This window comes from Catellatospora paridis (genome assembly GCF_009720365.1).
Taxonomy (GTDB): Bacteria; Actinomycetota; Actinomycetes; order Mycobacteriales; family Micromonosporaceae; genus Catellatospora; species Catellatospora paridis.
In genome coordinates this window covers 89946-113702 of record NZ_ML769318.1, presented here as the reverse complement: position 1 = coordinate 113702, position 23757 = coordinate 89946, and the positions used below count along the sequence as shown (strand labels likewise).

General features: G+C 71.3%; 21 protein-coding genes. 13 read left to right on the top strand and 8 right to left on the bottom strand.

Features of this window, described 5'->3' with window-relative positions:
• The first annotated feature begins 247 nt into the window (after window positions 1–247).
• Window positions 248–1051, top strand: a complete 804-nt coding sequence (locus F9C41_RS20165; protein WP_155388394.1) for an HAD family hydrolase — start codon at window positions 248–250, stop codon at window positions 1049–1051.
• Between the two features lie 298 nt (window positions 1052–1349).
• Here the strand turns inward: F9C41_RS20165 and F9C41_RS20160 are convergent, their stop codons facing one another.
• Window positions 1350–2090, bottom strand: coding sequence for a Fic family protein (locus F9C41_RS20160; protein WP_155388393.1), 741 nt, complete (start codon window positions 2088–2090; stop codon window positions 1350–1352).
• 142 nt (window positions 2091–2232) lie between these two features.
• Here F9C41_RS20160 and acs point away from each other — a divergent pair, with 142 nt between their 5' ends.
• From acs to F9C41_RS20135, 5 genes are all read left to right on the top strand, one after another.
• Window positions 2233–4185, top strand: coding sequence for an acetate--CoA ligase (gene acs, locus F9C41_RS20155; RefSeq protein ID WP_155388392.1), 1953 nt, complete (start codon window positions 2233–2235; stop codon window positions 4183–4185).
• A 778-nt stretch (window positions 4186–4963) separates the two neighbouring features.
• Window positions 4964–5194 (top strand): helix-turn-helix domain-containing protein, encoded by a 231-nt coding sequence (locus F9C41_RS20150; RefSeq protein WP_155388391.1) that lies wholly within the window; start codon window positions 4964–4966, stop codon window positions 5192–5194.
• 194 nt (window positions 5195–5388) lie between these two features.
• Window positions 5389–6444, top strand: a complete 1056-nt coding sequence (locus tag F9C41_RS20145) for a helix-turn-helix domain-containing protein (protein ID WP_155388390.1) — start codon at window positions 5389–5391, stop codon at window positions 6442–6444.
• Window positions 6445–6477: 33 nt separating this feature from the next.
• Complete coding sequence (locus tag F9C41_RS20140) at window positions 6478–7107, top strand: hypothetical protein (RefSeq protein WP_230689781.1); 630 nt, start codon at window positions 6478–6480, stop codon at window positions 7105–7107.
• Window positions 7108–7183: 76 nt separating this feature from the next.
• Window positions 7184–7750 (top strand): hypothetical protein, encoded by a 567-nt coding sequence (locus tag F9C41_RS20135; RefSeq protein WP_155388388.1) that lies wholly within the window; start codon window positions 7184–7186, stop codon window positions 7748–7750.
• Between the two features lie 182 nt (window positions 7751–7932).
• Here F9C41_RS20135 and F9C41_RS20130 read toward each other — a convergent pair whose 3' ends face one another.
• Both F9C41_RS20130 and F9C41_RS20125 read right to left on the bottom strand, forming a co-directional pair.
• Window positions 7933–10221: an immune inhibitor A domain-containing protein gene (locus F9C41_RS20130; protein ID WP_230689780.1), complete on the bottom strand. Its 2289-nt coding sequence runs from the start codon at window positions 10219–10221 to the stop codon at window positions 7933–7935.
• Window positions 10222–10369: 148 nt separating this feature from the next.
• Window positions 10370–11476: a C45 family autoproteolytic acyltransferase/hydolase gene (locus tag F9C41_RS20125; RefSeq protein ID WP_155388386.1), complete on the bottom strand. Its 1107-nt coding sequence runs from the start codon at window positions 11474–11476 to the stop codon at window positions 10370–10372.
• A gap of 117 nt (window positions 11477–11593) precedes the next feature.
• On the opposite strand from F9C41_RS20125, the gene nhaA reads away from it, so the two are divergent.
• The 3 genes from nhaA to F9C41_RS20110 are packed head-to-tail and all read left to right on the top strand — an operon-like array spanning window position 11594 to window position 13923.
• Window positions 11594–12841: a Na+/H+ antiporter NhaA gene (gene nhaA, locus F9C41_RS20120; RefSeq protein ID WP_155388385.1), complete on the top strand. Its 1248-nt coding sequence runs from the start codon at window positions 11594–11596 to the stop codon at window positions 12839–12841.
• Between the two features lie 9 nt (window positions 12842–12850).
• Window positions 12851–12997: a hypothetical protein gene (locus F9C41_RS20115; protein WP_155388384.1), complete on the top strand. Its 147-nt coding sequence runs from the start codon at window positions 12851–12853 to the stop codon at window positions 12995–12997.
• Window positions 12994–13923, top strand: a complete 930-nt coding sequence (locus tag F9C41_RS20110) for an alpha/beta fold hydrolase (RefSeq protein WP_155388383.1) — start codon at window positions 12994–12996, stop codon at window positions 13921–13923. Before F9C41_RS20115 ends, F9C41_RS20110 begins: the two co-directional genes overlap by 4 nt.
• A 13-nt stretch (window positions 13924–13936) precedes the next feature.
• On the opposite strand, the gene F9C41_RS20105 is transcribed toward F9C41_RS20110, so the two are convergent.
• Both F9C41_RS20105 and F9C41_RS20100 read right to left on the bottom strand, forming a co-directional pair.
• Window positions 13937–14302, bottom strand: coding sequence for a hypothetical protein (locus F9C41_RS20105; protein ID WP_155388382.1), 366 nt, complete (start codon window positions 14300–14302; stop codon window positions 13937–13939).
• On the bottom strand, window positions 14299–16374 hold the full coding sequence (locus F9C41_RS20100; RefSeq protein ID WP_407924711.1) for an SseB family protein: 2076 nt from the start codon (window positions 16372–16374) through the stop codon (window positions 14299–14301). The genes F9C41_RS20105 and F9C41_RS20100 overlap by 4 nt, the downstream gene beginning before the upstream one ends.
• A gap of 206 nt (window positions 16375–16580) precedes the next feature.
• Between F9C41_RS20100 and mycP the strand changes: the two genes are divergently transcribed.
• On the top strand, window positions 16581–17816 hold the full coding sequence (mycP, locus tag F9C41_RS20095; RefSeq protein ID WP_155388380.1) for a type VII secretion-associated serine protease mycosin: 1236 nt from the start codon (window positions 16581–16583) through the stop codon (window positions 17814–17816).
• A 126-nt stretch (window positions 17817–17942) separates the two neighbouring features.
• Here mycP and F9C41_RS20090 read toward each other — a convergent pair whose 3' ends face one another.
• The 3 genes from F9C41_RS20090 to eccB form a co-directional block, all read right to left on the bottom strand.
• Complete coding sequence (locus F9C41_RS20090; RefSeq protein WP_155388379.1) at window positions 17943–18239, bottom strand: WXG100 family type VII secretion target; 297 nt, start codon at window positions 18237–18239, stop codon at window positions 17943–17945.
• Window positions 18240–18276: 37 nt separating this feature from the next.
• Entirely contained in the window at window positions 18277–18567 is a 291-nt protein-coding gene (locus F9C41_RS20085) for a WXG100 family type VII secretion target (RefSeq protein WP_230689779.1), read from the bottom strand.
• 185 nt (window positions 18568–18752) lie between these two features.
• Window positions 18753–20129, bottom strand: coding sequence for a type VII secretion protein EccB (gene eccB / locus F9C41_RS20080; protein ID WP_196279852.1), 1377 nt, complete (start codon window positions 20127–20129; stop codon window positions 18753–18755).
• Window positions 20130–20271: 142 nt separating this feature from the next.
• Here eccB and eccE point away from each other — a divergent pair, with 142 nt between their 5' ends.
• The 3 genes from eccE to rarD all read left to right on the top strand — a co-directional run bounded on the left by eccE (window position 20272) and on the right by rarD (window position 23631).
• Window positions 20272–22116, top strand: coding sequence for a type VII secretion protein EccE (eccE, locus tag F9C41_RS20075; protein WP_196279851.1), 1845 nt, complete (start codon window positions 20272–20274; stop codon window positions 22114–22116).
• Between the two features lie 138 nt (window positions 22117–22254).
• Window positions 22255–22626: a phage holin family protein gene (locus F9C41_RS20070; protein WP_155388376.1), complete on the top strand. Its 372-nt coding sequence runs from the start codon at window positions 22255–22257 to the stop codon at window positions 22624–22626.
• 69 nt (window positions 22627–22695) lie between these two features.
• Window positions 22696–23631 (top strand): EamA family transporter RarD, encoded by a 936-nt coding sequence (gene rarD / locus F9C41_RS20065; RefSeq protein ID WP_155388375.1) that lies wholly within the window; start codon window positions 22696–22698, stop codon window positions 23629–23631.
• Window positions 23632–23757: the final 126 nt, after the last annotated feature.

The window sequence follows — 23757 nt, the reverse complement described above, 5'->3', positions numbered from 1 at the left end:
GTGGCACCCGCTGAGGGCTGTTGGCGAAAGCATGCCTGACTTGACGGCACGCCGTCGAGAGGGATCGGGGCCGACACGCCACGACACGCCGTAGACCAACCCAAGATCCTACGCTGCGCAATCACTGAGTCGTCGCTCAGTTACCGTGTATTGCGGGCGTTCCCGCGCGCCGCGGTGCGCGCGTCTGCCGGTATCCGACCCACGGGCGGCCACCGCCGGGACGGCGGCCCGGCTACACTTTGCGACCGTGGGCCGTAGCGCCGCGTTTTTCGACCTGGACAAGACCGTCATCGCGACTTCGAGCGCGCTGGCATTCGGCAGACCGTTCTATCGTGACGGCCTGATCACTAAACGTGACGTCGTTAAGACGGCGTTCGCCCAGTTCATGTTCAAGCGTGGCGGGGCCGACGACCAGGCCATGGTGCGCACCCGCGACTACATGGCGGAGCTGGTCAAGGGCTGGCGGGTGGACCAGGTCCGCCAGATCGTCAACGAAACCCTGCACGAGCTGATCGACCCGTTCATCTACGCCGAGGCGGCGACCCTCATCGAGGAGCACCAGGCGGCCGGGCGCGACATCGTGCTGGTGTCGGCGTCAGGCGAGGAGATGGTGCAGCCCATCGGCGCGCAACTCGGCGTCACCGACGTCATCGCCACCCGGATGAAGGTCGCCGAAGGCCAGTACACCGGTGAGATCGAGTTCTACGCCGCGGGCCCGGCCAAGGTCGAGGCAGTGCGCAAACTCGCCGCCGAGCGCGGATACGACCTCGCCGAGTGCTACGCCTACTCGGACTCCATCTCCGACATCCCGCTGCTCGCCGCCGTCGGGCACCCCAGTGCCGTCAACCCCGACAAGGCGTTGCGCCGTGAGGCCAACGAGCGGCGCTGGCCGGTCCTGGAGTTCCGGCACCCGATCCCGCTGGGCCGGCGCCTGCGCAACCGACCGGCCGTTCCGGTCGCGGCCGCGCTCGGCATTGGGGTCGGCGTCGCCATCGGCATCGCGTGGTACGGGCGCCGCAAGCGTGCTCGCGCTGCGGCATCTGTCCTCTGACGGGTGATTTGGACGCCACAACAGCCCCACCTGTCACACATTCCGCCCGAAGTCTGGCCATCACCTTCAAACGGGCGTAGAAAAGTGGTTACGAAAGCATTCTGCAGCTGGAAGTAGCTGGCAGAAGCCGGCTTTCGGGCACGGCCTCCGGGCACCCACGCGCGATCTAGCCGTCGTGAAGGCAAAGTTCCGGTGTGACCCTCGGGTCCACCGTGGGCGGTTGTCCGCAGGTGCACGCCTGGTAACCCGGCGGGACGTGCGCGATGGCGCCGCGAACGTGCGGCGCCATCCATATGTCTCAGCCGACCGAGGCCAGCACGGCGTCACCGACGACGGCGACCTCGGCACAGCCCTGCTCGACCGCCGTGGCGTAGTGGCGCAACCAGGAACGCAGGCCGTCCGGGGTGCCGGTCGCGAACGCGCCGGCGGCGCCGATGTACTCGGGTTCCCGGGCCAGCTGAGCCAGTTCCACCGCGACCAGCCCGCGCGGGTCGAAGCCGCTGCCGACCAGGGTGAGCCGGGCGGCGGCGCGGGCCACGATCCCGTTCACGCCGGGGAACGGCTGTGCCGCCAGCAGTTCCCCGTGCACCACGGCCGCGCGGATCAGCGGGTTGCCCGCCTCGGCGGACACGATCTCCAGCAGGGTGTCCAGCCGGGCCGCGCTGTCCGGAGCGGGCCGGCCGAGCGAGTCGGCGGGCAGCACGCCGGTGCCGGCCAGCAGGTGCAGTTTCGCCAGCACCTGGCGGGGCGCGTGCTGCCATTGCCGGTGCAGGCCGGGCAGCGCCTCGGCGACCCGCAGTGCCCCCTGCAGCACCGCGTCCAGCACCGTGCCGCCGCGCACGTCGCTCAGTTCGTACCGGTGGCCCTCCAGCGCGGCGCTGGCCACCGCACAGCGCAGGCTGATCTCCGCGGCCACCATGCCGCCTTGGCGTCGCAGCGCGCGATGCCGGTACGCGCCGTCCACCGCAGCGCGTGCGCCATTCACCGCAGATTCGACGTCGGCCAGTTTCAACAGCGGTGCCAGCGGATCCATAGTCACAGCCAGAGCGTAACGAAACCGGCTGAGCCAGCCGGAGGAAAATAGTTAGGGACCCTTACTGTAAAGCCGGGTCACCGGCCCGTAACATCACCCGGAGACCCAGGTCACATGGCATGACCATCACCCCTAGGGAGGCGCTGTAGTGAGCGAGACCCTCGAAAACCTGCTGCACGAGTCGCGCCGGTTCCCACCCCCGGCGGAGATCGCCGCACAGGCGAACGTCACCGCCGAGGCTTACGCGCAGGCCGACGCCGACCGGCTGGCGTTCTGGGAGACCCAGGCCAAGCGGCTGGACTGGGCCCGGCCTTGGGACGAGGTACTGGACTGGTCCAACCCGCCGTTCGCGAAGTGGTTCGTCGGCGGGCAGCTCAACATCGCGTACAACTGCCTGGACCGGCACCTGGCCAACGGGCTGGGCGACCGGGTCGCCATCCACTGGGAGGGCGAGCCGGGCGACACCCGCACCATCACGTACGCCGACCTGCACGCCGAGGTGTGCCGGGCGGCCAACGCGCTGACCGACCTCGGGGTCGTCGCCGGTGACCGGGTCGCGATCTACCTGCCGATGATCCCCGAGGCGGCGGTCGCGATGCTGGCCTGCGCCCGCATCGGCGCGACCCACTCGGTGGTGTTCGGCGGCTTCAGCAAGGACGCGCTGGGCGGCCGCATCCAGGACGCCAGCGCGAAGGTCGTGATCACCGCCGACGGCGGTTACCGCCGGGGCGCGCCGAGCGCGCTCAAGCCGACCGTCGACGAGTCCGTGGCCGAGTGCCCGACCGTCGAGAAGGTCCTGGTGGTGCGCCGCACCGGCCAGGACGTCGCCTGGGACGACAGCCGTGACGTGTGGTGGCACGACGTGGTCGGCAACGCCAGCCCCGAGCACGAGGCGCAGCCGTTCGACGCCGAGCACCCGCTGTTCATCCTCTACACCTCCGGCACCACCGCGAAGCCCAAGGGCATCCTGCACACCACCGGCGGTTACCTGACCCAGACCTCGTACACCCACCACGCGGTGTTCGACCTGAAGCCGGAGACCGACGTCTACTGGTGCACCGCCGACATCGGCTGGGTCACCGGGCACAGCTACATCGTGTACGGCCCGCTGTCCAACGGCGCGACCCAGGTCATGTACGAGGGCACCCCGGACACCCCGCACCGCGGCCGGTTCTGGGAGATCGTGGAGAAGTACCGCGTCACGATCCTCTACACCGCACCCACCGCGATCCGCACGTTCGCCAAGTGGGGCGACGACATCCCGGCCCAGTTCGACCTCAGCTCGCTGCGGCTGCTCGGCTCGGTCGGCGAGCCGATCAACCCCGAGGCCTGGATGTGGTACCGCGAGCACATCGGCGGCAACCGGTGCCCCGTCGTGGACACCTGGTGGCAGACCGAGACCGGCGCGATCATGATCTCGCCGCTGCCGGGGGTGACCGACTGCAAGCCGGGCTCGGCGATGGGCCCGCTGCCGGGCATCAAGGCCGAGGTCGTCGCGGACGACGGCTCGATCGTGGGCAACGGCGGCGGCGGTTACCTGGCGCTGACCGCCCCGTGGCCGTCCATGCTGCGCACCATCTGGGGCGACGACAAGCGCTTCCTGGAGACGTACTGGTCGCGCTTCGCCGAGCAGGGCTTCTACTTCGCCGGCGACGGCGCCAAGCGCGACGAGGACGGGGCGATCTGGCTGCTCGGCCGGGTCGACGACGTGATGCTGGTGTCCGGCCACAACATCTCCACCACCGAGGTCGAGTCGGCGCTGGTCGCCCACCCGGCGGTGGCGGAGGCGGCGGTCGTCGGCGCCACCGACCCGACGACCGGTCAGGCCATCGTCGCCTTCGTGATCCTCAAGGGCGGGGCCGAGGTCGGCGTTCCGGAGCTGCGCGAGCACGTCGCCAAGACGCTGGGCCCGATCTGCAAACCGCGCCAGATCATGCTGGTGACCGAGCTGCCGAAGACCCGGTCCGGCAAGATCATGCGACGGCTGCTGCGTGACGTGGCGGAGAACCGCTCGCTCGGCGACGTCACCACGCTGCAGGATTCCGCGGTGATGAACCTGATCTCCGCGGGTATGCAGTCGAGCAAGTCCGACGAGGACTGACCCGGTACGACGACGCAGGGGCGGCAGCCGGTGGACACCGGCTGCCGCCCCTTTCCCGTGCCACGTGCACGCGGTCCCCCGTCACGGTCGGGCCGTCACCGGCCGAACTGTCACGCACGTGCGCCGTGTCTCGCGATGGCGCTGAGAAGAAGATAGAAGGCAGCCACCCGCGCAGCCAAGATCAAAACTGCCGGTTGCAGAAGTATGCAATCGCCGGCGGCCGCGACGCCCCCCGCGCGCGGCGCAGGAGTACGCCACCGCGGCCGGCCGCCGATCCCGCAGCAGCAAGAGAGGGCGACCGCCGTTCGGCGGTCGCCCTCTGTCTCTGTCGCCGGGACGTGGTCCCCCGTGCTTGCCGGAGCGCGACCGCTCCTGCTCGCACGCACGTGCGCGGCGACCCTCGGACGCGACCGCCGGACGGTGCGGACACCGCTGACCTGCTGCGCCTGGTGTTGGTGAGCCCCCTTGCGGGAACGGGCTCGTGCCATCGAGCCTAGGACCCGCCCGGTAGTCGCCAAAGATCGTCATCTTCGGTTGCAGAAAGGTGCAATCGCCCCCGAAGCACTGTTCCGTGCCGTGCGCCATGACTAGGTTTCTCATGTCCGGCCGGGCGTCGCCCCTGCCGGAACAGCTGCCACGGGGAGGCCAGCGCACCGGTCACGAACCCTGGCCTCGGCATGCCCGCCGAGGCCTGCCGGAACGTAGCGGGCGGGTTCACGGCCCTCTTCCCGCGGCGCTGGGACATCGCCGACGACCAGGGCCGTGATTGGACACACCGATGAACCTGACACCACGAGAGCGCATGATCGTGGTGCTGCTGGCCAAGGGCTACACCGACGCCGCCATCGCGGCGAAGCTCGACCTCAGCGTACGCACGATCGCCTACACACTTTCCTCGCTCATGGACCGGTTCGGCGTCTCCACGCGATTCCAGCTCGGCCTGCGACTGGGCGCCGAGGCGTCCACGCACCCGGACGACGAGGGACCGGACGACGACGAGCCCGAATAGCCCCTCCAGCCGAAGCGGACCGCGGTCAGGTGACCGATCGTCCCCCGTTCGGCGTCGACCATGATCGGTATCGCCGATTGCAGAAACATGCAATCGGACGGACGGTGCTGTCGCGGTTTGATCCCGCTGTCTAGGTTGCTCTTGTCGGGCAGGGATGATCCCTGCCGGAGCATGGCTGACACGGGGAGGCCATCATGCTGCAAACACAGTTCGTGCCCTCACTGATGAAGTGGGGCGTCTCGCCGCAGGCAGACCTCGTATACCGCACTCTCATCACCTTCGGGCCCTGGTCCGTGGACAGCATCAGCCGGTCGCTGGAGATGAAGACCCGGCAGGTGCTCAGCGCGCTCGACGAGCTGACCGCGCTCGGCGCCGCCCTTCCCGATCGCGCCGCCGAAGGCGACCAGCGCCTGTGGGCCAGTCGCACCCCTGCGCAGGTGCTGCCCGTGCTGCGGGACCGGCATCGCCGCACCCTGCTCGCCCGGCACCGGCTGCACCGCAGCCTCACCCGGTTGTCGCTGCCGAGCATCATGGCCGACGTCGCGCACTTCCCCCACGAAGGTGTCCGCACCTTCCCGAACCGGGCGGTGTCCCGGCTCAGGTACGCGGAACTGCTGGATTCGGAGCGGCACGAGCACCTCTCGATGAATCCGGACCCCGCCTTCGACAACGCCACGATCAAGCAGGCGGCACCGCTCAGCCGCAGGATGATGGCGCGCGGTGTGACCTCCCTGAGCCTGGGCGTGCCCGCCTCGGCCGAGGACGAGTCGGACTGGTTCGACGACGAGATGGTCAGCCTCGGCATGGAGTACCGCGAGCTGCCTGAGCTGCCCGGCAAGCTCACCATCTGCGACCGCACCACGGCCTATGTGCCCCCGGATCCCTCCGAGAGCTCACGCGGCGCCTGGGAGATCACCGATCCGCGGCTCGTCGCCGACCTCAGGGCGCTGTTCCTGCAGCACTGGGCGCTGGCCAAGGACCCCGGGCGGGACTGGACACCGCCACCGGGCCTGACTCCGCGCGAGAACACCATCGTGATGCTGCTGGCCAAGGGCCACACCGACGCCTCGATCGCGAACAAGCTGGACATCAGCGTGCGCACGATCGCCTACACCCTGTCCGGGCTCATGGAACGGTACGACGTCGTCAACCGGTTCCAGCTGGGACTGCGGCTGGGCGCCGAGGCGGCGCAGCACTCGCCCACCAGCGAGCAGGCACCCGACGGCCTCGACGGGGAGCAACACCAGTAACAGATTCACGCGGACGACGGTTGTCGCCGCTACGTGTCCCGCATACGGCGCCCCGGCAACGCGGCAGGCGCCCATTTCGGCAACCGTAGATTCGAAATCCGACAGGGAGCAGAACCAGTGAGAAGAATCAGGCAGGCGTTCACCGCCACCCTCATCGCGGCGGCCGCCATCCTCCCCGCCGCGCCGGCGGCGGCGGTGACGGATTACCAGTGGCTGTCCTGCCCGCCGGGCAGCACCACGGGGCACATCAGCACCGCTGGCATCCGCTACGACACCGCGAACGCGAGATACGTCGCCGAGCTCGGCGGCGTCCTTGACCTCTGCCGCAAGCCCTCGCCCATGATCGATATTTATGGGCTCGCCCGCTACGGCAGCGGCTCGGCGACGGGCCTCCGTTACTCCTTCGGCACCAACCCCACCCAGCATTACTTCTTCAACGCCGGCCTACCGATCGGGCCCGTCGACCAGGCCGTCTGCGTGGTCTCCGACACGAAGATCCGGGTGGCGTGCGTCTCGATCACCTGGTCCACGATCGACGGCAGCCTGCGACCCGATATCCAGGGCGCATTGCCGATTGACGACCCGGTGGTCAGTAACGAGGTGTACTTCCCCGGCTGGATCCCGCCGCACCTCGGCCCGGGATGCGCTAGCTGCGCAGGCTGAACAGGGCCGAAGGGACCCGGAGTTCGCCAGCAGGACGCACCGATGATCACTCGGCCTGACGGGGGAGAAGAACACGTTGAGAAGACTTCTACGCGCCACATCGGCGATTCTCACGGCGCTGGCGGTCACCGCTGCCGCCGTGCCCGCCCAAGCGGGCTACGAACCGCCGTCGTACCACCAGATCTACAAGTGGCTGCCGTGTGCGCAGGGCACCAGCACCATCGGGCAGATCGACGCTGTCAGCACATACACGGACCACAACGGCTGGCACAGCGTCACCGTGTCGGGCGGGATCGTGACGTGCCGACCGGTGTCGGCAACGGGATACGTGTACGGCCTGGCCGCGTACCACGGTGACTTCGCCCACGGCGAGCCCTTCCCGCACACGCCGAACCAACCGCAGCCGTCACCGTTCGCGAGACAGATCCAGATCTCCCCCGATGTCCACGCGGTGTGCCTCATCGCCGACGAGACGACTCGCCTCGGATGCGTGTCGATCGGCTGGGTGACGGTCGACGGCTTCGCGCTGCCGGTGGTCGAGGGTCCGCTGGCGGTCGAGTCACCACTGGTGGCCGCACCGGCCAGCACCGACATGATGGTGCGCGGCGCTGGCGGGCCCGGGTGTCCGGCCTGCGGCGGATGACGGCGCTCTGCGCCTGAATCGGGGCGGTCCGCTGTCGCGGACCGCCCCGATCCTGTTCAGCACGTGTCGATGCCGAGGATCGCTGTCAGGCTGCCGACCGGCGCGCGGCGAGCCAACGGAGACCGGCGCAACAAAGGGGCCTGCCCTCGCGGGCAGGCCCCTTTGTTGCGATGCGGAACGGGTCAGTTCTTGACCTGGATCAGAGCCACCGGCAGCGTGCCGGGGATCTCCAGCCAGACCGAGATCTTGACGCCGTTGCCGGCCACCTTGACCGAGTTCAGCGGGTTGGCGGCGTTCCAGTACGCGTCCGGGTTCGTGTCGTCGAACGTCGGGATCGCGGCCTGCGGCGCCACCGTCAGCGGAACGCTGTTGCGGTGGAACGTCACGGCGTCGGTCTTCTGCAGACCGAACGTGGCGTCCCACGGCTGGCGGCGGTTGGTGAGCTTGCCGCCGTCCGGCCACAGGGCAACCTGCGGACGGGCGTCGACCGGCAGGACCTCGCCGTGACCGGGGTGGGCAATGGTGTTGTTGTCCGGGTACGCGTAGTTGACGTACCACACCAGCAGACCATCCTGGTACGGGAACCGCTCCACCTTGTCCGGCGTCACGTTGTTGAAGCCGAACTGGTACGGACCGGTCTTGAGGTTCTTGTCGTAGCCGGTGTAAGACCGGTACTCCGCCAGGTAGAAGTGCGGGTAGGTGCCCGTGGTCGAACCACCCATGCGGGTGAAGCCGACCGCGGTCCAGCCGTTCGTCCCGCCCTCGACGTCATCGCTGAGGACGGTGGTGCCGTCCTTGACGATCTTGATGTCGTCGAAGAAGGCACCCTTCGGCGCGAAACCACCGTCGGTGGCGTAACGGAACCGCACGCTCACGGACTTGCCCGTGTACGCGCTCAGGTCCCAAGACACCGGCACCCAGCCGCCGCTCTCGTCCTGGAGGACGTCGCCGACCGAGGTCCAGCCGCTGCCGTCGTTGACCTCGAGGTACAGGTAGTCGTAGCCCGCCTCGATCTCGTACCACGACTGGGCCGACAGCGAGGCCGACGTGGCGCCGGTCAGGTCGACGGTCCGGGTCAGCGTGTTGTTGAGGTCGTCGCCGGAGCCGCTCCACCACTCGAACGAGCCGGAGAACGGCGTGTTGTAGTTCGTGGTGATGACCTGCTCGGGCAGTTCCACGAGGGCAGCCTGCGGCAGGCCCTGCGGCGTGGCCGCCGAGCCCAGCGAGACCATCTTGGTCTTGCCGTCCTTGACCGTCACGTAGTCGAGCCAGCCGAGGAACAGCTTCTCCCACGGGCCCATGTAGCCCGGCGAGGTGCCGATGCTGTTCGGGTCGTGGTTCAGCCACGAGCCGCCGGACATGACCGTCCAGAAGCCCGTGCCGTTGTCGCCGCCGGCGGTGTCGTACAGGTCCGGCAGACCGAGGTCGTGGCCGAACTCGTGCACGAACACGCCCAGGCCGCCGTTCTCGGGCTGGATCGTGTAGTCACCGATCCAGATGCCCGAGTCGCCGATCTGCGTGCCGCCGAGGAGGGCTCCGGCGGGGCCGGTCTTCTCCTTGTCGGTCAGGTACGCGTACCAGCGGTGCGACCAGATGGCGTCCTCGCCCTGCGCGCCGCCGCCGGCCTCTTCGCCCTCACCGGCGTGCACCGCCTGGAAGTGGTCGATGTAGCCGTCCGGCTCGTTGAAGTTGCCGTCGCCGTCCGCGTCGTAGCGGTCGTAGACGTCGAACTTCTTGAGGTACGTCGCGATCTCGGCGGCCGACTTGCCCGCCGCCACCTGCGAGGTGTACCACGCGTTGGCGGTGTCCCGGATGTACTGCCAGTACGTGTACCGGTCGTCCAGCGGGTCGCCGTTGGGGTCCTCGGCGTTCTCCGGGAAGTTGTGCCCGTAGCGCGCCTCGTTGTACGACAGCTTCACCCAGTCGGTGACCTCGGCCTTGGTCGAGTACTTGCCACCGGACTGGTCGTAGTAGAAGTCGGCGACCGACTCACTCTTCCCGTTGTACATCCGGTCGAAGTGGGCCTGGTTGAAGTCCGCCTCCCAGTACGTGGAGTTGTCCACGCTGCGGTCCGGCGCCGCGATCCCGTTGTGCACCGGGCCCGCGCCGCCACCGGTCAGCGGGTCCACCTGGTTGCCGAACTCGGACAGCACGACGAAGATCGGGTCGACCTTGTCGGCCTTCCGCTTCAGCTCCGACCACCGGTTCTTGCCGACCTGCACGACCGTCGATCCATTGCGCTCGACGGCCTTGGCCTTACCCGAGACGACGTCGGCGATGGCCTGCTTGCGCAGCCCGGACCGAGACTCGTCGAGGGGGTTGGGCAGGTTGTCGGGCCGGCTGACCCCCGCCGTCGGCTCCTGCGGGTTGACCGCCTGCTGGGGCGCACCGCTCGCGGGTGCACCCGAGAGACTGGCGGCAACCAGTGCAGCGGTGATCCCGACTGCGCTGCCAATTCTGCGGATTCGCAAAGGGTCCTCCCTCCCTTTGACGGAAACGACCCCGGGCAGCGCACGGCAGGGTGGGCCGGCGGCCCGGGTCGTCAATTGTGAAAGCAGCCTTGCATAACTGAACGTCGCTGTCATCACCTTGCGCCGCACGAGATTTCGGGCGTCCACATCAGAGGGAATAAGTCATGCCTTCTCCGCCCGTACAAGGCGGGCCGGGCACGAGACGGACAAACCGTTCATCCAAATCCATGAAAACGGTCCAAATCGTCTCCGAGCGATCCTCGATCGCATCGCGTTCATCGGCATGACGACAGATGGAGACCGGATGGCTGTGGTGGTCCTGCAGCACCGCCCGCAGATCGGCCGGCGCGAGTGGCCTGGGCACGGCGTCCAGCAGCCGGCGTGCCCGCGCGGACCGGAACAGCGACGAGCCGCCCCAGTCCTTGATGGTGTCGTACACCGGCAGGCCCGTCTCGAAGTGGTTGGCGTGCACCAGCATCCCGTCCACCGGGTGCAGCCAGCCCGCGTCGCCGGGCACCAGCTCCAGGTCGATCAGCTCACCACCGGCCGGATCCGCCTGCCCGATGAGCAGGTTGATCGAGGCCGAGCGCGGCACGCGCATCGCGTTGCGGATCGCCCAGGACAGCGAGTCCGCCTCCAGCACCGACCGCAGCAGCACGTGGTACGGCACCCCGCCGGGCCGGCCGTCACGGTCGCAGCCGAGCAGGTTGACGCAGACCCCGACCCCGGCCGAGTTGAGCCCGGTCTTGGCGAGCATGCCCGCCTCGGTCAGCGTCAGCACCTCGTGACCGCGCTCGTCCCGGGTGATCAGCAGTACGTTGTAGTCGCGGTGGTCGGGGTGCCAGTCCCAGTTCTGCGCGAGCAGGGTGCGCCCGCCCTCGCTGCGCGGACCGAGCACGCCCAGGCTGGTGCACTCGCCCCGGTCGCCCGCGCCCGCGGGCGAGCCGCAGGTCGGCATGCCGTAGAGCAGCTCGGAGCGGGCGTTGATCGCGTAGATCAGCTCGGTCGCGACGGACGCGCCCCGGGCGACCCCGTCGAGCATCGCCGCCAGCCGGGGCAGGTGCGTCCGGGTCGCCTCGCGGAACGCCGCGCCCCGCTCGATCACCGCCGCCCGGTCGAGCCCGGCGGCGCGGGCGAACCGGCCCAGGTAGGCGGTCACGTTGAGGTTGATCAGCTCGGCGGCGGCGCGGCCGTACGCCGTGCCCATCTCCTCGGGGGCGCCGTTCACGTCGACCACGGTCAAGGGGGTGTTCATGCCCGGCCACTCTGCCGCACCCACCGTGCGGCACGCCAGCCGGTAAACCCGGCGATCAGGTCCGCTTCGCGGCGAACCTTCCGGTACGTGCCCCGCGGGAACCGTAGTATCCGGATCATGGGAGACAGCCGGACCCGGCCGAAGTCCAGCCCGCGCCAGAAGCGGATGCAGCGCCGTCGTGCCCAGGCCGCCCGCAGCGCCGCCGCCGAGGTGGTGCGCTTCCTGCGTACGGAGCAGATCGGCGGCCTGGTGCTGCTGGGGGCCACGGCGCTGGCGCTGATCATCGCGAACTCACCGCTGGCCGACGCGTATCAGCGACTCAGCGCGTACACCTTCGGGCCGCAGTCGCTGCACCTCAACCTGTCGGTGGCGCAGTGGGCCCAGGACGGCCTGCTCACCGTCTTCTTCGTGGTCGCCGGGCTGGAACTCAAACGCGAGCTGGTCGTCGGCGAGCTGCGCAGCCCGCGCCTGGCCGCGCTGCCCATCGCCGGCGCGATCGGCGGCATGGTCGTCCCGGCGCTGCTCTGCTTCCTCATCGCGTTCGGCGCACCGGGCGGGTCGGACGCGTGGGCCGTCCCGGTCGCCACCGACATCGCCTTCGCGCTGGCCGTGCTCGCCATCTGCGCCCGCGACCTGCCCCCCAGCCTGCGGGTCTTCCTGCTGTCCCTGGCGATCGTCGACGACCTCGGCGCGATCCTGCTGATCGCCCTGGTCTTCACCGCGCACGTCGCGTTCCTGCCGCTGCTCGGGGCGGCCGCCGTGCTGGTGGTGTACGGCCTGCTCCAGCAGTTCCGCTTCCGCGGCTGGTGGCTCTACCTGCCGCTGGCGCTCGCCGCCTGGGCCCTGGTGCACGCCTCGGGCGTGCACGCCACCATCGCGGGCGTCGCCGTCGGCCTGCTCACCCGGGTCAAACCCGATCCCGGCGAGCACGAGTCACCGGCCGAGGCGCTGGAGCACCGCATCCAGCCGATCTCCGCCGGGATCTGCGTACCGCTGTTCGCGTTCTTCTCCGCGGGCATCGCGATCAGCGCCGGCGCGCTCGGCGCGATCTTCACCGACCGGGCCTCGCTCGGCGTGCTGCTCGGTCTCGTGGTCGGCAAGACCGTCGGCGTGCTGCTCGGCGCGGTCGTGGCGGTGCGGTCGAAGCTGGCGGAGCTGCCCGAGGCGCTGGAATGGCGCGACCTCGTCGCGGTCGCCGTGGTCACCGGGTGCGGCTTCACGGTCAGCCTGCTCATCGCGGAGCTGGCCTTCGATTACGGAGAGCAACAGGCCCGGATCAAGGGCGCGGTGCTGCTCGGCTCCTTGATCGCATCGCTGCTGGCCGCGGCCCTGCTGCGCAGACAGGTCCGGGTGCGCACACGCTAGCCTGCACTCATGAGTGAGCGGAGCGAGCGAATCATCCGGCTCAGTAAACATGCCTTCGACGAGCGCAGCGAGGAGATGGCACGAGCGAGCGGAGCGAGCGAGCCTTCGGCTCAGCAGACTCATGCCTTCGACGAGCGCAGCGAGGAGATGGCATGAGTGAGCGCGCCGGAAACACGTCCGTGGACGAGTCGTGCGTCCTGGACGAGGGACCGTGGACGCACCGGTTCGTCAACGCCAACGGCAGCCGGTTCCACGTCGTGGAGCAGGGCACCGGGCCGCTGGTGGTGCTCCTGCACGGCTTCCCCGAATTCTGGTGGGCGTGGCACCGGCAGCTGCCCCTGCTCGCGGGCGCGGGCCTGCGGGCGGTGGCGGTGGACCTGCGCGGTTACGGCGCGACCGACAAGCCCCCGCGGGGGTACGACGGATTCACGCTCGCCGCGGACGTGGTGGGCCTGATCCGCGCGCTCGGCGAGCGCAACGCCACGGTCGTGGGCGCGGGCGCCGGCGGCCTGGTCGGCTGGTCCGCGGCGGCGCTGCACCCGCGCCTGGTGAGCCGGCTGGTGGTGCTCGGCGCGGCGCACCCGCTGCGGCTGCGCTCGGCGCTGGTCGCCAACGCCGCGCAGCGCCGGGCAGGCCGCGCCCTGCTCCGCTTCCAGCTGCCCCGTTACGAGCACGTGCTGACCCGGGACGACGCCGCGCTGGCCGGTGGGTTGATGCGGGCCTGGTCGTCCCCGGCGTTCCGGCAGACCGCCGACTACGCCGAGTACGAGCGCCGGTACCGGGAGGCGATCCGCATCCCGCAGGCCGCGTTCTGCGCCATGGAGGCGTACCGCTGGGCGTTCCGGTCCACGCTGCGCCTGCACGGTTACCGTTTCCTGCGGGCCATCCGCCAGCCGATCATCTCGCCCACCCTGCAGCTGCAGGGCGCCCTCGACCCGATCACCCTGCCCGCGACGGCCCAGGGCTCCGGCCGCTACGTCCTGGCCGACTACGAATGGCGGCTGCTCGAGGACACCGGGCACTTCCCCCACCTCGAACGCCCCGACCTGGTGGCCGGCGAGATCATCCGCTGGACCAAGTGACCGGCCCGGTGGGTCAGAGGCGGGATTCGCGGAGGTCGGTGACCTCCTGCTTGGGGGCCCAGCCCTGGTAGACGCCGTAGTCGAACTCCTCCAGGCCGAGTTCGGCGGCGACGGGAGCCTTACCCCCGGTGTACTCGACGCGCAGCCAGGCCTCGTGCTCGGCGAGCACGATGAAGGGCTGGCCGCGCCAGTTGCAGACGCTGCGCACGTACGCCAGGTCGTCGACCTCGGCCGCGGGCACCACCCGCACATGCCGGCCGGGCCGGACCTCCTCGAAGCCCTCGGCGGTCTCGGGACGGTAGAGGCGCACGCTGTCGCCGTCGGGGCTGGCTTCGTACTCCCGGCCCAGGTAGCGGGCGATGTAGCCGTCGCGCATCATTCTTCGCCCCCGTCGGTGCGCAGCCAGCGCGGCCCGTCGGCGTCGAGCACCGCGACCATCTCCTCTTTGCCCTCGGCGTCCACGCGCAGCAGGCGCGCGCCGTGCGGCAGCCGGGCGCTGTCCACCTTGAACTCGGCGATGATCTCCGTACTGTCGCCGGGTGCGAAGCCGTTGCCGCGGAACGGGGAGCGCTCGATGACCCAGCCCTCCATGGCCTTCATCGCCGCCTCGTGCTGCCCGCCGTACGGGATCCGGTACAGGCTGGGCCGGTAGGCCGGCCAGCGCAGCACGTAGATCTCCTTGTCGTCCGCCGTGAACGGGGAACCGGTCCAGGTCAGCCCGAGCGCGCTGCGCAGCGCCTGGGGGCCGCGCAGGTGGCCGACCTCGCGGGCGCGGTGCACGAACCCGGAGACCCGGTCGTAACCCCGGTCGAGGTAGTAGCCGATCTGGCTTGGCGCGATCACCTTCTGCATCTCGGTGATCTCCGGGTCGCGGCGGGCCGGCGGCGGCGCGGTGCCCGCCGTCGGCACGGTCACGGCCGATTCGCTCTCGTCGCCGCCGAGGCCCATCTCGGTCGCCCAGCGGGCCAGCTCCAGCAGTTGGTCACCGGGCAGGCTGGCACCGACCGCGGTGCCCGGGTTGACCGCGAACGACCAGGCCGGGTCGGGCCAGGCCGCGATGAGCTTGACGAAGCGCACCGGCACGGCCTCGACCGGTTCGGGCATGATCTGCGCGGACGTGTAGCACACGATGTGCGGCTCGCCGTCGATGTCGCGCGGCTGCCAGGTGTAGCCCGGCTCGCCGGGCCTGGGCACGCTCGATCCGCCCGGCACCGGCACCAGCACCGTCGCGAGCAGCAACGTGGACAGGAAGGCGTCGGTGTTGCCCGCGTCGGCCGCTTCGAGCAGCTGCTCCTCGACGGAGTTCGACGGGGTGAAGTCGTCCTCGGGCCCGCGCGGCCGCTCGTGCCGCGGCCCCGGTTCCCGGACCGGCGGCACGGGCACGTCGGGCATCGTCACCGTCGCGGACACGGGCTCGAACAGCGACCCCTCGCCAGGCCGCGCGACAGGCGCGGGCGGCTCGGCGGTGGGCGACACGGCGACGGTCGACTGCGTGGAGACGGGCTCGAACAACGACCCCTCACCGGGCCGCGCAGCGGGCGCGGGAGGCACGGCGGGCGTCGGGGACACCGGCTCGAACAACGAGCCCTCCGCCGGGCGTCCGGCGGGCTCGGTCACGGCAGGCACGGCGGCGGGCGGGGACGTGGAGACCGGCTCGAACAGCGACCCCTCACCGGGCCGCGCAGCGGGCGCGGCCACGGGCGGCGGCGGCACGGCGGCCGGCGGGACGGGCGGGTGTGCGGCAGCCGGCGAGACCGGCTCCGCGGAGAAGGCCGGGTCTGCCGGGAAGAACCGGCCGCCGGGCTGCGGGGTCGGCGCCGTCACCGGCGACCCGGCGGGCGACTCGAGCGCCAGCGGGGTGTACACCTGCGGCGCGGCCACCGGCCGCACCTCCTCGACGTCGATCACCTCGGCGTCGAGGATCAGTTCCTCGTCGGCGTGCGGGTCGTACGCAGGCTGCTGCGGCCCGCGCGGCTGCATCGGCGGCGGTGCGGTCCGGGCGGCCTTGGCGCGCTCGAGCGCCTCCAGCCGTTCGAGGCGACCGCGGGCGACCGCGGGCGCGCCGGGAATGCGCACGTCGCCGCGGACCAGCTGGGTGACGAACCAGGCCGGCAGGTATCCCTCGATCGGCAGGCCCGGGTCCACGGCCAGCCACCACTCGTGGTTGGGCCACGAGGAGGCCAGCTCCTGGAACGGCACGCGCCGCGCGGGGCCGGCGTGTTCGGCCAGGCAGGCGCGCAGCGCCGCGGACGAGGTGAAGGCGAGCACGTGGGTGCGGTTCTCCGCGGTCCAGGTGCCCCAGCCCGCCGGACCGCGCGCCGCTGCCGCGTCGCCGGCGACCGGCAGCAGCAGTTCCGAACGGCCGAGGATGCGGAAGTAGAGTTCCTGATCCCCGGCGCGCAGGGCGTCACGCAGCGCGATCTCGGTATCGGTGGCCGGCTCCCAACCCATCACGCGCTCACCTCCTGCTGCCGCGAGAGTACTGGGACACAACTTACCTTGCGCCCCGTAGGCGTGTCGCAACCAGCAGTCTAGGTCGGCTCCTTCCAGTAGCATCTGCGCCGGGGTTCAGCCACGCGGGAAACCGCGCAGCGGCGACACGGCGGTCACCCGCCCGTGCGTGCCGCGGTCGACCCGCACGAGCCTGGGGAGGCGACATGCACCGCAGCCGGCCGACGGTGGCCTTCGCGGCCCGCACGGTGGTGTTCAGCGTGGTGTTCGGTTGCGGTGTCGTCGGGATCGCGACAGCGCCCGCCGTCGCGGCGCCGTGCCCGAGCACCGACCGCACGGTGAGCGACGTGATCGCGGCCAAGCCGTGGCCGCAGCAGCGCTGGGACCTGTCCGTGCTGCCCCGCGGCATCGACGGGTCGGGCGTGCTCGTGGCGGTGCTCGACTCTGGGGTCGACAAGGACCACCCGCAGCTGCGTGGGCAGGTCGTGGCGGGCCGGGACATGCTGTCCGGCGGCGGCACCGACGGGCGGCAGGACTGCGTCGGCCACGGCACCGGCGTGGCCAGCGTCATCGCCGCGAAGCCGGTGGCCGGGGTGGAGTTCCGCGGCATCGCCCCGGGCGTGCGGATCCTGCCGGTCCGGGTGAGCGAGCAGCTCGGCGGTCAGGAGAACGCGAGCAGCGCCCGCCAGGCCGACGTGAAGGACATGGCCACCGCGGTGCGGTATGCGGTGGACGAGGGCGCCGACGTGATCAACCTGTCGCTGAGCTACGGCGACACCGCCCCGAACAAGCTGAACGAATTCCGCGAGGCGATCCGCTACGCCATCGCCCGCGACGTGGTCGTGATCGCGGCGGTCGGCAACGCCAAGCAGAAGGGCAACCCGACGCCGTATCCCGCCTCCTGGGACAACGTGTTCGGGGTCGGCGCGATCGACGAGGCGGGACAGCGGCTGCAGGCCTCCCAGACCGGGCCGTACGTGGACCTCGTCGCCCCCGGTGACCAGGTGACCGTGGCGCGCCCCGGCCGCGGGCACGGCAAGGAGAGCGGCACCAGTTTCGCCGCCCCGATGGTGGCCGCCACGGCGGCGCTGGTCCGCCAGGCGTATCCGGCACTCACCGAGTCGCAGGTGCGGCAGCGGCTGCAGGCCACGGCCGACCCGGCGCCGGGCGGCCGCCTCAGCGACGACTACGGGGTGGGCATCCTCAACCCGGTGCGCGCGGTGACCGATGTGCTCGACGGCGCTGCCCGGGTCACCCCGGCCGCGCTCGCGCCGCGGGCCGCCGACCCGGCAGCCGAGGCCGCCGCCGACCGGGCCGCGCAGCAACGCTCGGAGGCGCGGTGGCTGGCGGGCATCGGAGTGATCCTGGCCGGCCTGGTGCTCGCGCTGGCCGTGGCGCTGCCCAACGGCATCCGCCGCCGCTGGCGGGCGGCCGGGAGCTGAAAAAAGCACCGGCGTCGTCGCGATCGCCGGTGCGGTCATGGATCACTGCCGGAACAGCGGCCCGAGCGCCTACGCGCGCAGCCCGGGGCAGCGGCTGTCAGCTGCCCCGGGCTGCGGCGACGTGGGTCAGTGGAACAGCCGGGTGTTGCGGTCCTCGGCGTCCTTGAACTGGACGGCGGCCTCGTCGACCGCGCCCTTGATGTCGCGCAGCATCACGGACAGCTCGTCCGCGGCCTTACGCCACTTGGCCTGACGCTCGTGGTACGCCGTCTGCGCGGCGCCGCTCCACGACGACACCATCGGTCCGGCGTCGCTTTCCAGCTGGCTCAGCGTGGTCTCCAGCTTGCCCAGCGCCGTCTGAATGTGCCCGCTCGCCTCGTGCAGCGAGGCGAAGTTGACGACGAGCCTCTCGCCGTTGCTCATATCGGTCCTCCCCCTTTCGGTCCGTGGTCTGCCGCGCTCACAGGTTCAGCGAGACGCCGCCGGTGTTCTTGGAGGCCACCCGGCCTGCCTGCTCCTCGTCGGCGCGGCTGTACTCCTGGCCTGCCGTGCGGATCGCTTTCGACGTCTCAGCGAGCGCCTGGTGCAGTGCCTTCTGGTCCTGCGACCAGGCGATCTTGACCTGCTCGAAGGAGCTGCCCGCGCGACCCACCCAACTGGTCTGCAGCATCTCCAGCTCGCTCAGCAAGCGGCTGAGCATGGTCTGCAGGTCGTCGTTGGCCGAGTCGAACTTGCCTGCGGTCGAGGCCATGATCGCGGCTTCGGAGGCGGTTTCCGCCATTGTCGTACGTCACCCCATTCCCTTTGTGCAGTTACACATCCACCGTCCTATGCGGAGCATTGGTGGTGGTGCGCCTGTCTCGGTGACGGTAGCGTCCCGCGTCGACTCGTGCCAGCCCGGAGCCGCTGCCTGTGGATAACCCGCGCTGCGGCGGATCAGCCGAGAGCCAGCTGCGCGGACGCGGTCTGCGGGTCCAGGCCGGGTCCCGGCGGCAGCAGGTCGACCAGCGACGAGGGCAGCCGCAGCGGCACCGGGTCGCGGTATCCGAGCATCGGCAGCACGTCCGGGCGGGCCGCGTCATAGCGCACGCCCTGGTCGGTGACCAGGCTCAAGGTGGTGCCCGCCGCCACGATCGCGCCCCGGCCGGAGGGCACCAGCACGTAGTCGGCGTACGAGCCGCCCTCGGCACTGCGGCCCACGGTCGCGATGCGCCCGGACAGGTCCAGCGGCACCTCGGCGCGCACCTCGGTGGTGCCCGCGTCGTCGCGGACCACCGCGCACAGCGCGCCCTGGCCGTAGGTGGCGATGGTCGGCATGTTCGCCGGTGGCTGCCGCGGGTCGCCGGCGTCGGGGACGAGGCTGTCGGGCGAGTCGTCGTACTCGGCGAGCTCGGTCTGGTCGATCTCGATCTCCCGGCCGATGCCGTGCTGCTGGCGGTAGCGGCCGAGCAGCAGCGCGGCCTGCACCGGCGTGATCATCGCCAGGCCGTCCGCGCGGACCACGGCGTACTGGAGGGACTTGCCGTCCAGTCCCTTGATCTTGATGACTTGGCCGTTCTTCAGCTCCTTGACGGACGAGGTCCCGCCCGGTTCGCCGATCCGCGGCTCGTCCAGCGGCTGCCCCTGCGGCATGCCGTTGACGAACGCGGCCGGCACGGCCACCGGCTGCGCGCCGCCGGCCAGGTCGGCGTACTCGTCGTTGTCGGCGTTGTATAGCCGGCCGTGCCAGAGCAGGTAGACAGCCGCACCGGCGCGCACGAACAGCGCGTCGTCGCCGCCCATCAGCCGGCCCTTGCCGGCGAGCACGGTGTCGCCCACCACCAGCACCGAGGCCGGCTTGTCCGACGCGGTCGCCGAGCAGACGGACCACGGCAGCCCGAGCAGGGCCCCCGGGTCGGGCAGCGAGTCCGGCAGGTCCACCACCCCGACGGTGAGTCCGCGCGGCACGTCCACAAGCGACTTGCGGGCCACCGTCACCAGCTTCGGCTGGGCCTGGCCGGAGGCCAGCAGCGCGGAGGTCAGGTTCAGCGCCGGGTGCAGCTTTCCGTCTCGGTACACGAAGTGCGCGCCCGAATCCTCCTCGATGATGACCGTGCCGTCGGCCTTCCAGCCGGTGTCACCGCGGTTGCTGAACACCCCGTACACCCCGTAACCGGCAGCGATGACCACGGCCAGCAGGATGCTGGCGAGGGTGGCGCCGGCGGCGCGGCGAAACGGCGCCTGCGCCGGATCGGTGTCGCGCATCACCAGCGCCGAGACCACTCGCTGCACTGTGAACTGGTACGAGTGCAGTTGGTCCTGTCTCGACGGCATGGGCCCTCCCCACGGGTCAGCCTGCGGCTCTACCATGAGCCGGGCGAAGTGCGGCGGTTCAGCTGTTGGGTTGTCCTCGGCGATCCGCCGCCGGGCGGGCCGCAGGGCCGCCACAAGCTGGAGCCTAGGGGAGGCTATCGCGATGACGGTCGACACGGTTACCGGGCCGACGGCGCGCACCGCCGACGGGGCGGCCGCACCGGCGGCGCACCCGCGCCCGGCCAGGCGTTTCCTCGGTCTCGGCAGCGGCCAGATCGTCGCGGTGCAACTGGCGCTGCTGCTGCTGGTGGCCGCCACGCAGGCGGGGGTCGGCTACCTGCTGCCCGCCGTGCCGGTGGCGGCCGCGCTCATCGTGCTGGCCTGGGGCCGCTGGCGGGGCCGCTGGCTGTCCGAGTGGACCGCCGTCTACCTGCGCTACCGCGGCCGCCGCCGCCGGATCGAGCCGACCGGCGACGCCGCCGAACTGCTGGCCGCGGCCGCACCGGGCAGCCGTCTGTCCACCCTGGACATCGAGGGCGTGTCCTGCGCCGCACTCACCGACGCCGAGGGCATGTGCGTGCTGCTGGAACTCGGCGACCAGGCGGTGATGCCGGCCCGCGCCTGGCACCCGCTGCCCTCGCCGGCCGCGCTGCTGCCCGCGCCCGGCGCGGACACCCCGCCGGTCCGGCTGCAGCTGCTGCTGCACGCCAACGCCGCCAACGGCTCGTCGCCCGCGGCGTCGTCCTACCGCCAGCTGTCCGGCGGGCGGCTGCTGGCCAACGAGCGCGCCGTGCTCGCGGTGCGGGTGCACCGGGCCGAGGGCTGGCAGGAGGCCGACCTGCAGCGCGCGCTGACCGGCGCGGTGCGCAAGGTCCGCGCGAAGCTGGGCGACGTGCCGCACCGCCTGCTCGGCGACGTCGCGGCGCTGCGGGCGCTGGCCGAGGCCGCCGGCCACGACGGCGCGGCCCCCGCCCAGGAGGGCTGGTCCGCGCTGCACATCGGCGGGCTGTACGCCAGCTCGTACGCGGTGGAGCGCTGGCCGACGCCGCACCCCGACCCGGCCCACGCGCTGCTGCCGCGCCTGCTCCGGCTGCCGGCCACCACGGTGTCGGTGTCGCTGACCGCGGGCCCCTGGGCCGACGGCGGCGCGACCGTGCAGGCCGAGCTGACCGTGCGGCTCACCGCACCCGACCACAACTCGCTCGGCAACGCGGGCACGGCCCTGCGCCAGCTGCTGGCCACCGAGCACGCCCAGGCCCGCCGCCTGGACGGGCAGCAGTTCGACGGCCTGACCGCCACCCTGCCGCTGGCCGGACCCGGCCCCGCCGAACTCGGCACGGGCGGGGGCGGCGGCGTCAACCGGCGACCGGCCGCGGTCGCCGCGCTGGCCACGCCGTACGGCGGCAGCGGACTCATGATCGGGGTCAACCGGCACAGCGAGCCGGTCTCCTTCCGGCTGTTCCGTCCGGAGGCCACCCGGGCCGTCCTGATCGGCGGCGTCGCGGTGGCCCAGATCGTGGCCGTGCGCGCCATGGCCCTCGGGGCGTACGTGCTGGTCCAGACGACCCGCCCGTGGGCGTGGGAGCCGTTCAGCCGCGGCCTGGGCTCCGGCGCGCCGCTGGCCGTGATGGCGCCCGGACCGGTCAACGTGCCGCCCGGCACGCCGCTGCGCCCGCTGCTCAGCATCGTCGACGCGGGCCCGGTCGCCGCCGACCGCACGCCGGGCACGCCCTGGCACAGCACCCTGGTGGTGCGCGACGACCTGTCCCCGGTGGACGTCGACGTGCTCGGCCGCGCCGACCTCGCGCTGCTGCAGCCGCTGCAGCCGGCCGAGGCCGCGGTCGCGGTGTCCGTGCTGGGGCTTAGCCGCGACCAGGAGGCGTGGCTGTCCCGCGCCCAGCCCGGCATGATCGGCGTGGTGCACCGCCGCTCGGTGCGCTGGGCGGCGCTGAGCACCACCGGCTACGAGCAGCAGCTGATCAACGCGACGCAGCAGAACGGACGATGAGCGGCGTCACGGCGCTCCGGCTGCCGCCGCCGCGCCCGGTGTCATCCCTGCGCTCCACCGCGGGATGACACCGAGCGGCCGCTCTCGCAGGAGCGCGGGGGGTGCGCACCGGGGCGAATCATGGCACGATGCCGCACCATGGGAATCCTCCTCCGTCTGGCCGCCAGCGCCGCCGCCGTCTGGGTGGCGACCATGCTCGTGCCGGGCATCCGCGTCACGGCCGAGACCGTCCTCGGCACGATCGGCACGTTCGTCGCGATCGCCGTCATCTTCGGGCTCTGCAACGCCTTCATCCGCCCCATCGTCAAGATGGTCGGCTGCGGGCTGTACGTCTTCACCCTCGGCCTGATCGCGCTGGTCGTGAACGGCGCGCTGTTCATGCTGACCAGCTTCATCGCCGGCCTGCTGGACGTGCCGTTCCACGTCGACAACTTCTGGCCGGCCGCCATCCTCGGCGCGCTCGTCGTCGGTCTCACCAGCTGGGCATTGAACTGGTTCATCGAGGACTGAGTCTCACCGGCTGAGCGACCTGGCTCACATGTCAGGAGCCGAGGCGGATCTTCCCCTTACCATTGATCGGTGAGTCAGCTTCGCCTCGGCTACCTGTACGGGTTCGGCGCCTACGCTCTGTGGGGCTTCTTCCCGGCGTACTTCAAGCTGCTCAAGCCCGCCGGCCCGATCGAGGTGCTCGCGCACCGGATCGCGTGGTCGGCGCTGTTCATGGTCCTCGTGCTCACCGCGGTGCGCCGCTGGCGGCAGATCGCGGTACTGCTGCGCAAGCCCGCCACCGTCGCCGGCATCGCGCTGGCCGCCGTCTTCATCGGCGTCAACTGGGGCACCTACATCTACGGCGTGAACGTGGACCGGGTGGTGGAGACGTCTCTCGGCTACTTCATCAACCCGCTCGTCGTCATCGTGCTCGGCGTGCTCGTGCTGGGCGAGCGGCTACGCCCCGCGCAGTGGGCCGCGGTGGGCGTAGGCACGTTCGCCGTGCTGGTGCTGGCCGTCGACTACGGCCACCCGCCGTGGATCGCCCTCACCCTGGCGATCAGCTTCGCGCTGTACGGCCTGACCAAGAAGCGCCTGGGGCTGCCGCCCGCGGACGGCCTGTTCGTCGAGTCCGCCGTGCTGACCCTGCCCGCGCTGGCGGTGCTCGGCTGGCTCGCGTTCTCCGGTGACCTGAGCTTCGGCCAGGTGAGCACCGGCCACACGCTGCTGCTGGCCGCGGCGGGCGTGATCACCGCGATCCCGCTGCTGATGTTCGCCGGAGCCGCCAACCGCATCCCGCTGACCGGTCTCGGCATGCTGCAGTACGTCGCCCCGACCCTGCAGCTCGCGCTCGGCGTGTTCGCCTTCCACGAGCCGATGCCGCCGGCCCGCCTCTTCGGCTTCGGCCTGGTCTGGCTCGCCCTGGCCGTCTTCACCTGGGACGGTCTACGCAACGCCCGCCGCAACCGCCTGGCCCTCGCCACCGGCGACGCCACCCCCCTCGCCCCGGCCGCCACCCGCGCCTGACCGCCCCCGCCCGGCGGCCTGGTGGTGTTCATGCGGCGTTCATCTATGGGATGAACGCGGCTCACTCGGCCTCCCTACGTTCCGGACGACAGCACAACCTGTCGACCCGACGTATGGAGGCAACTC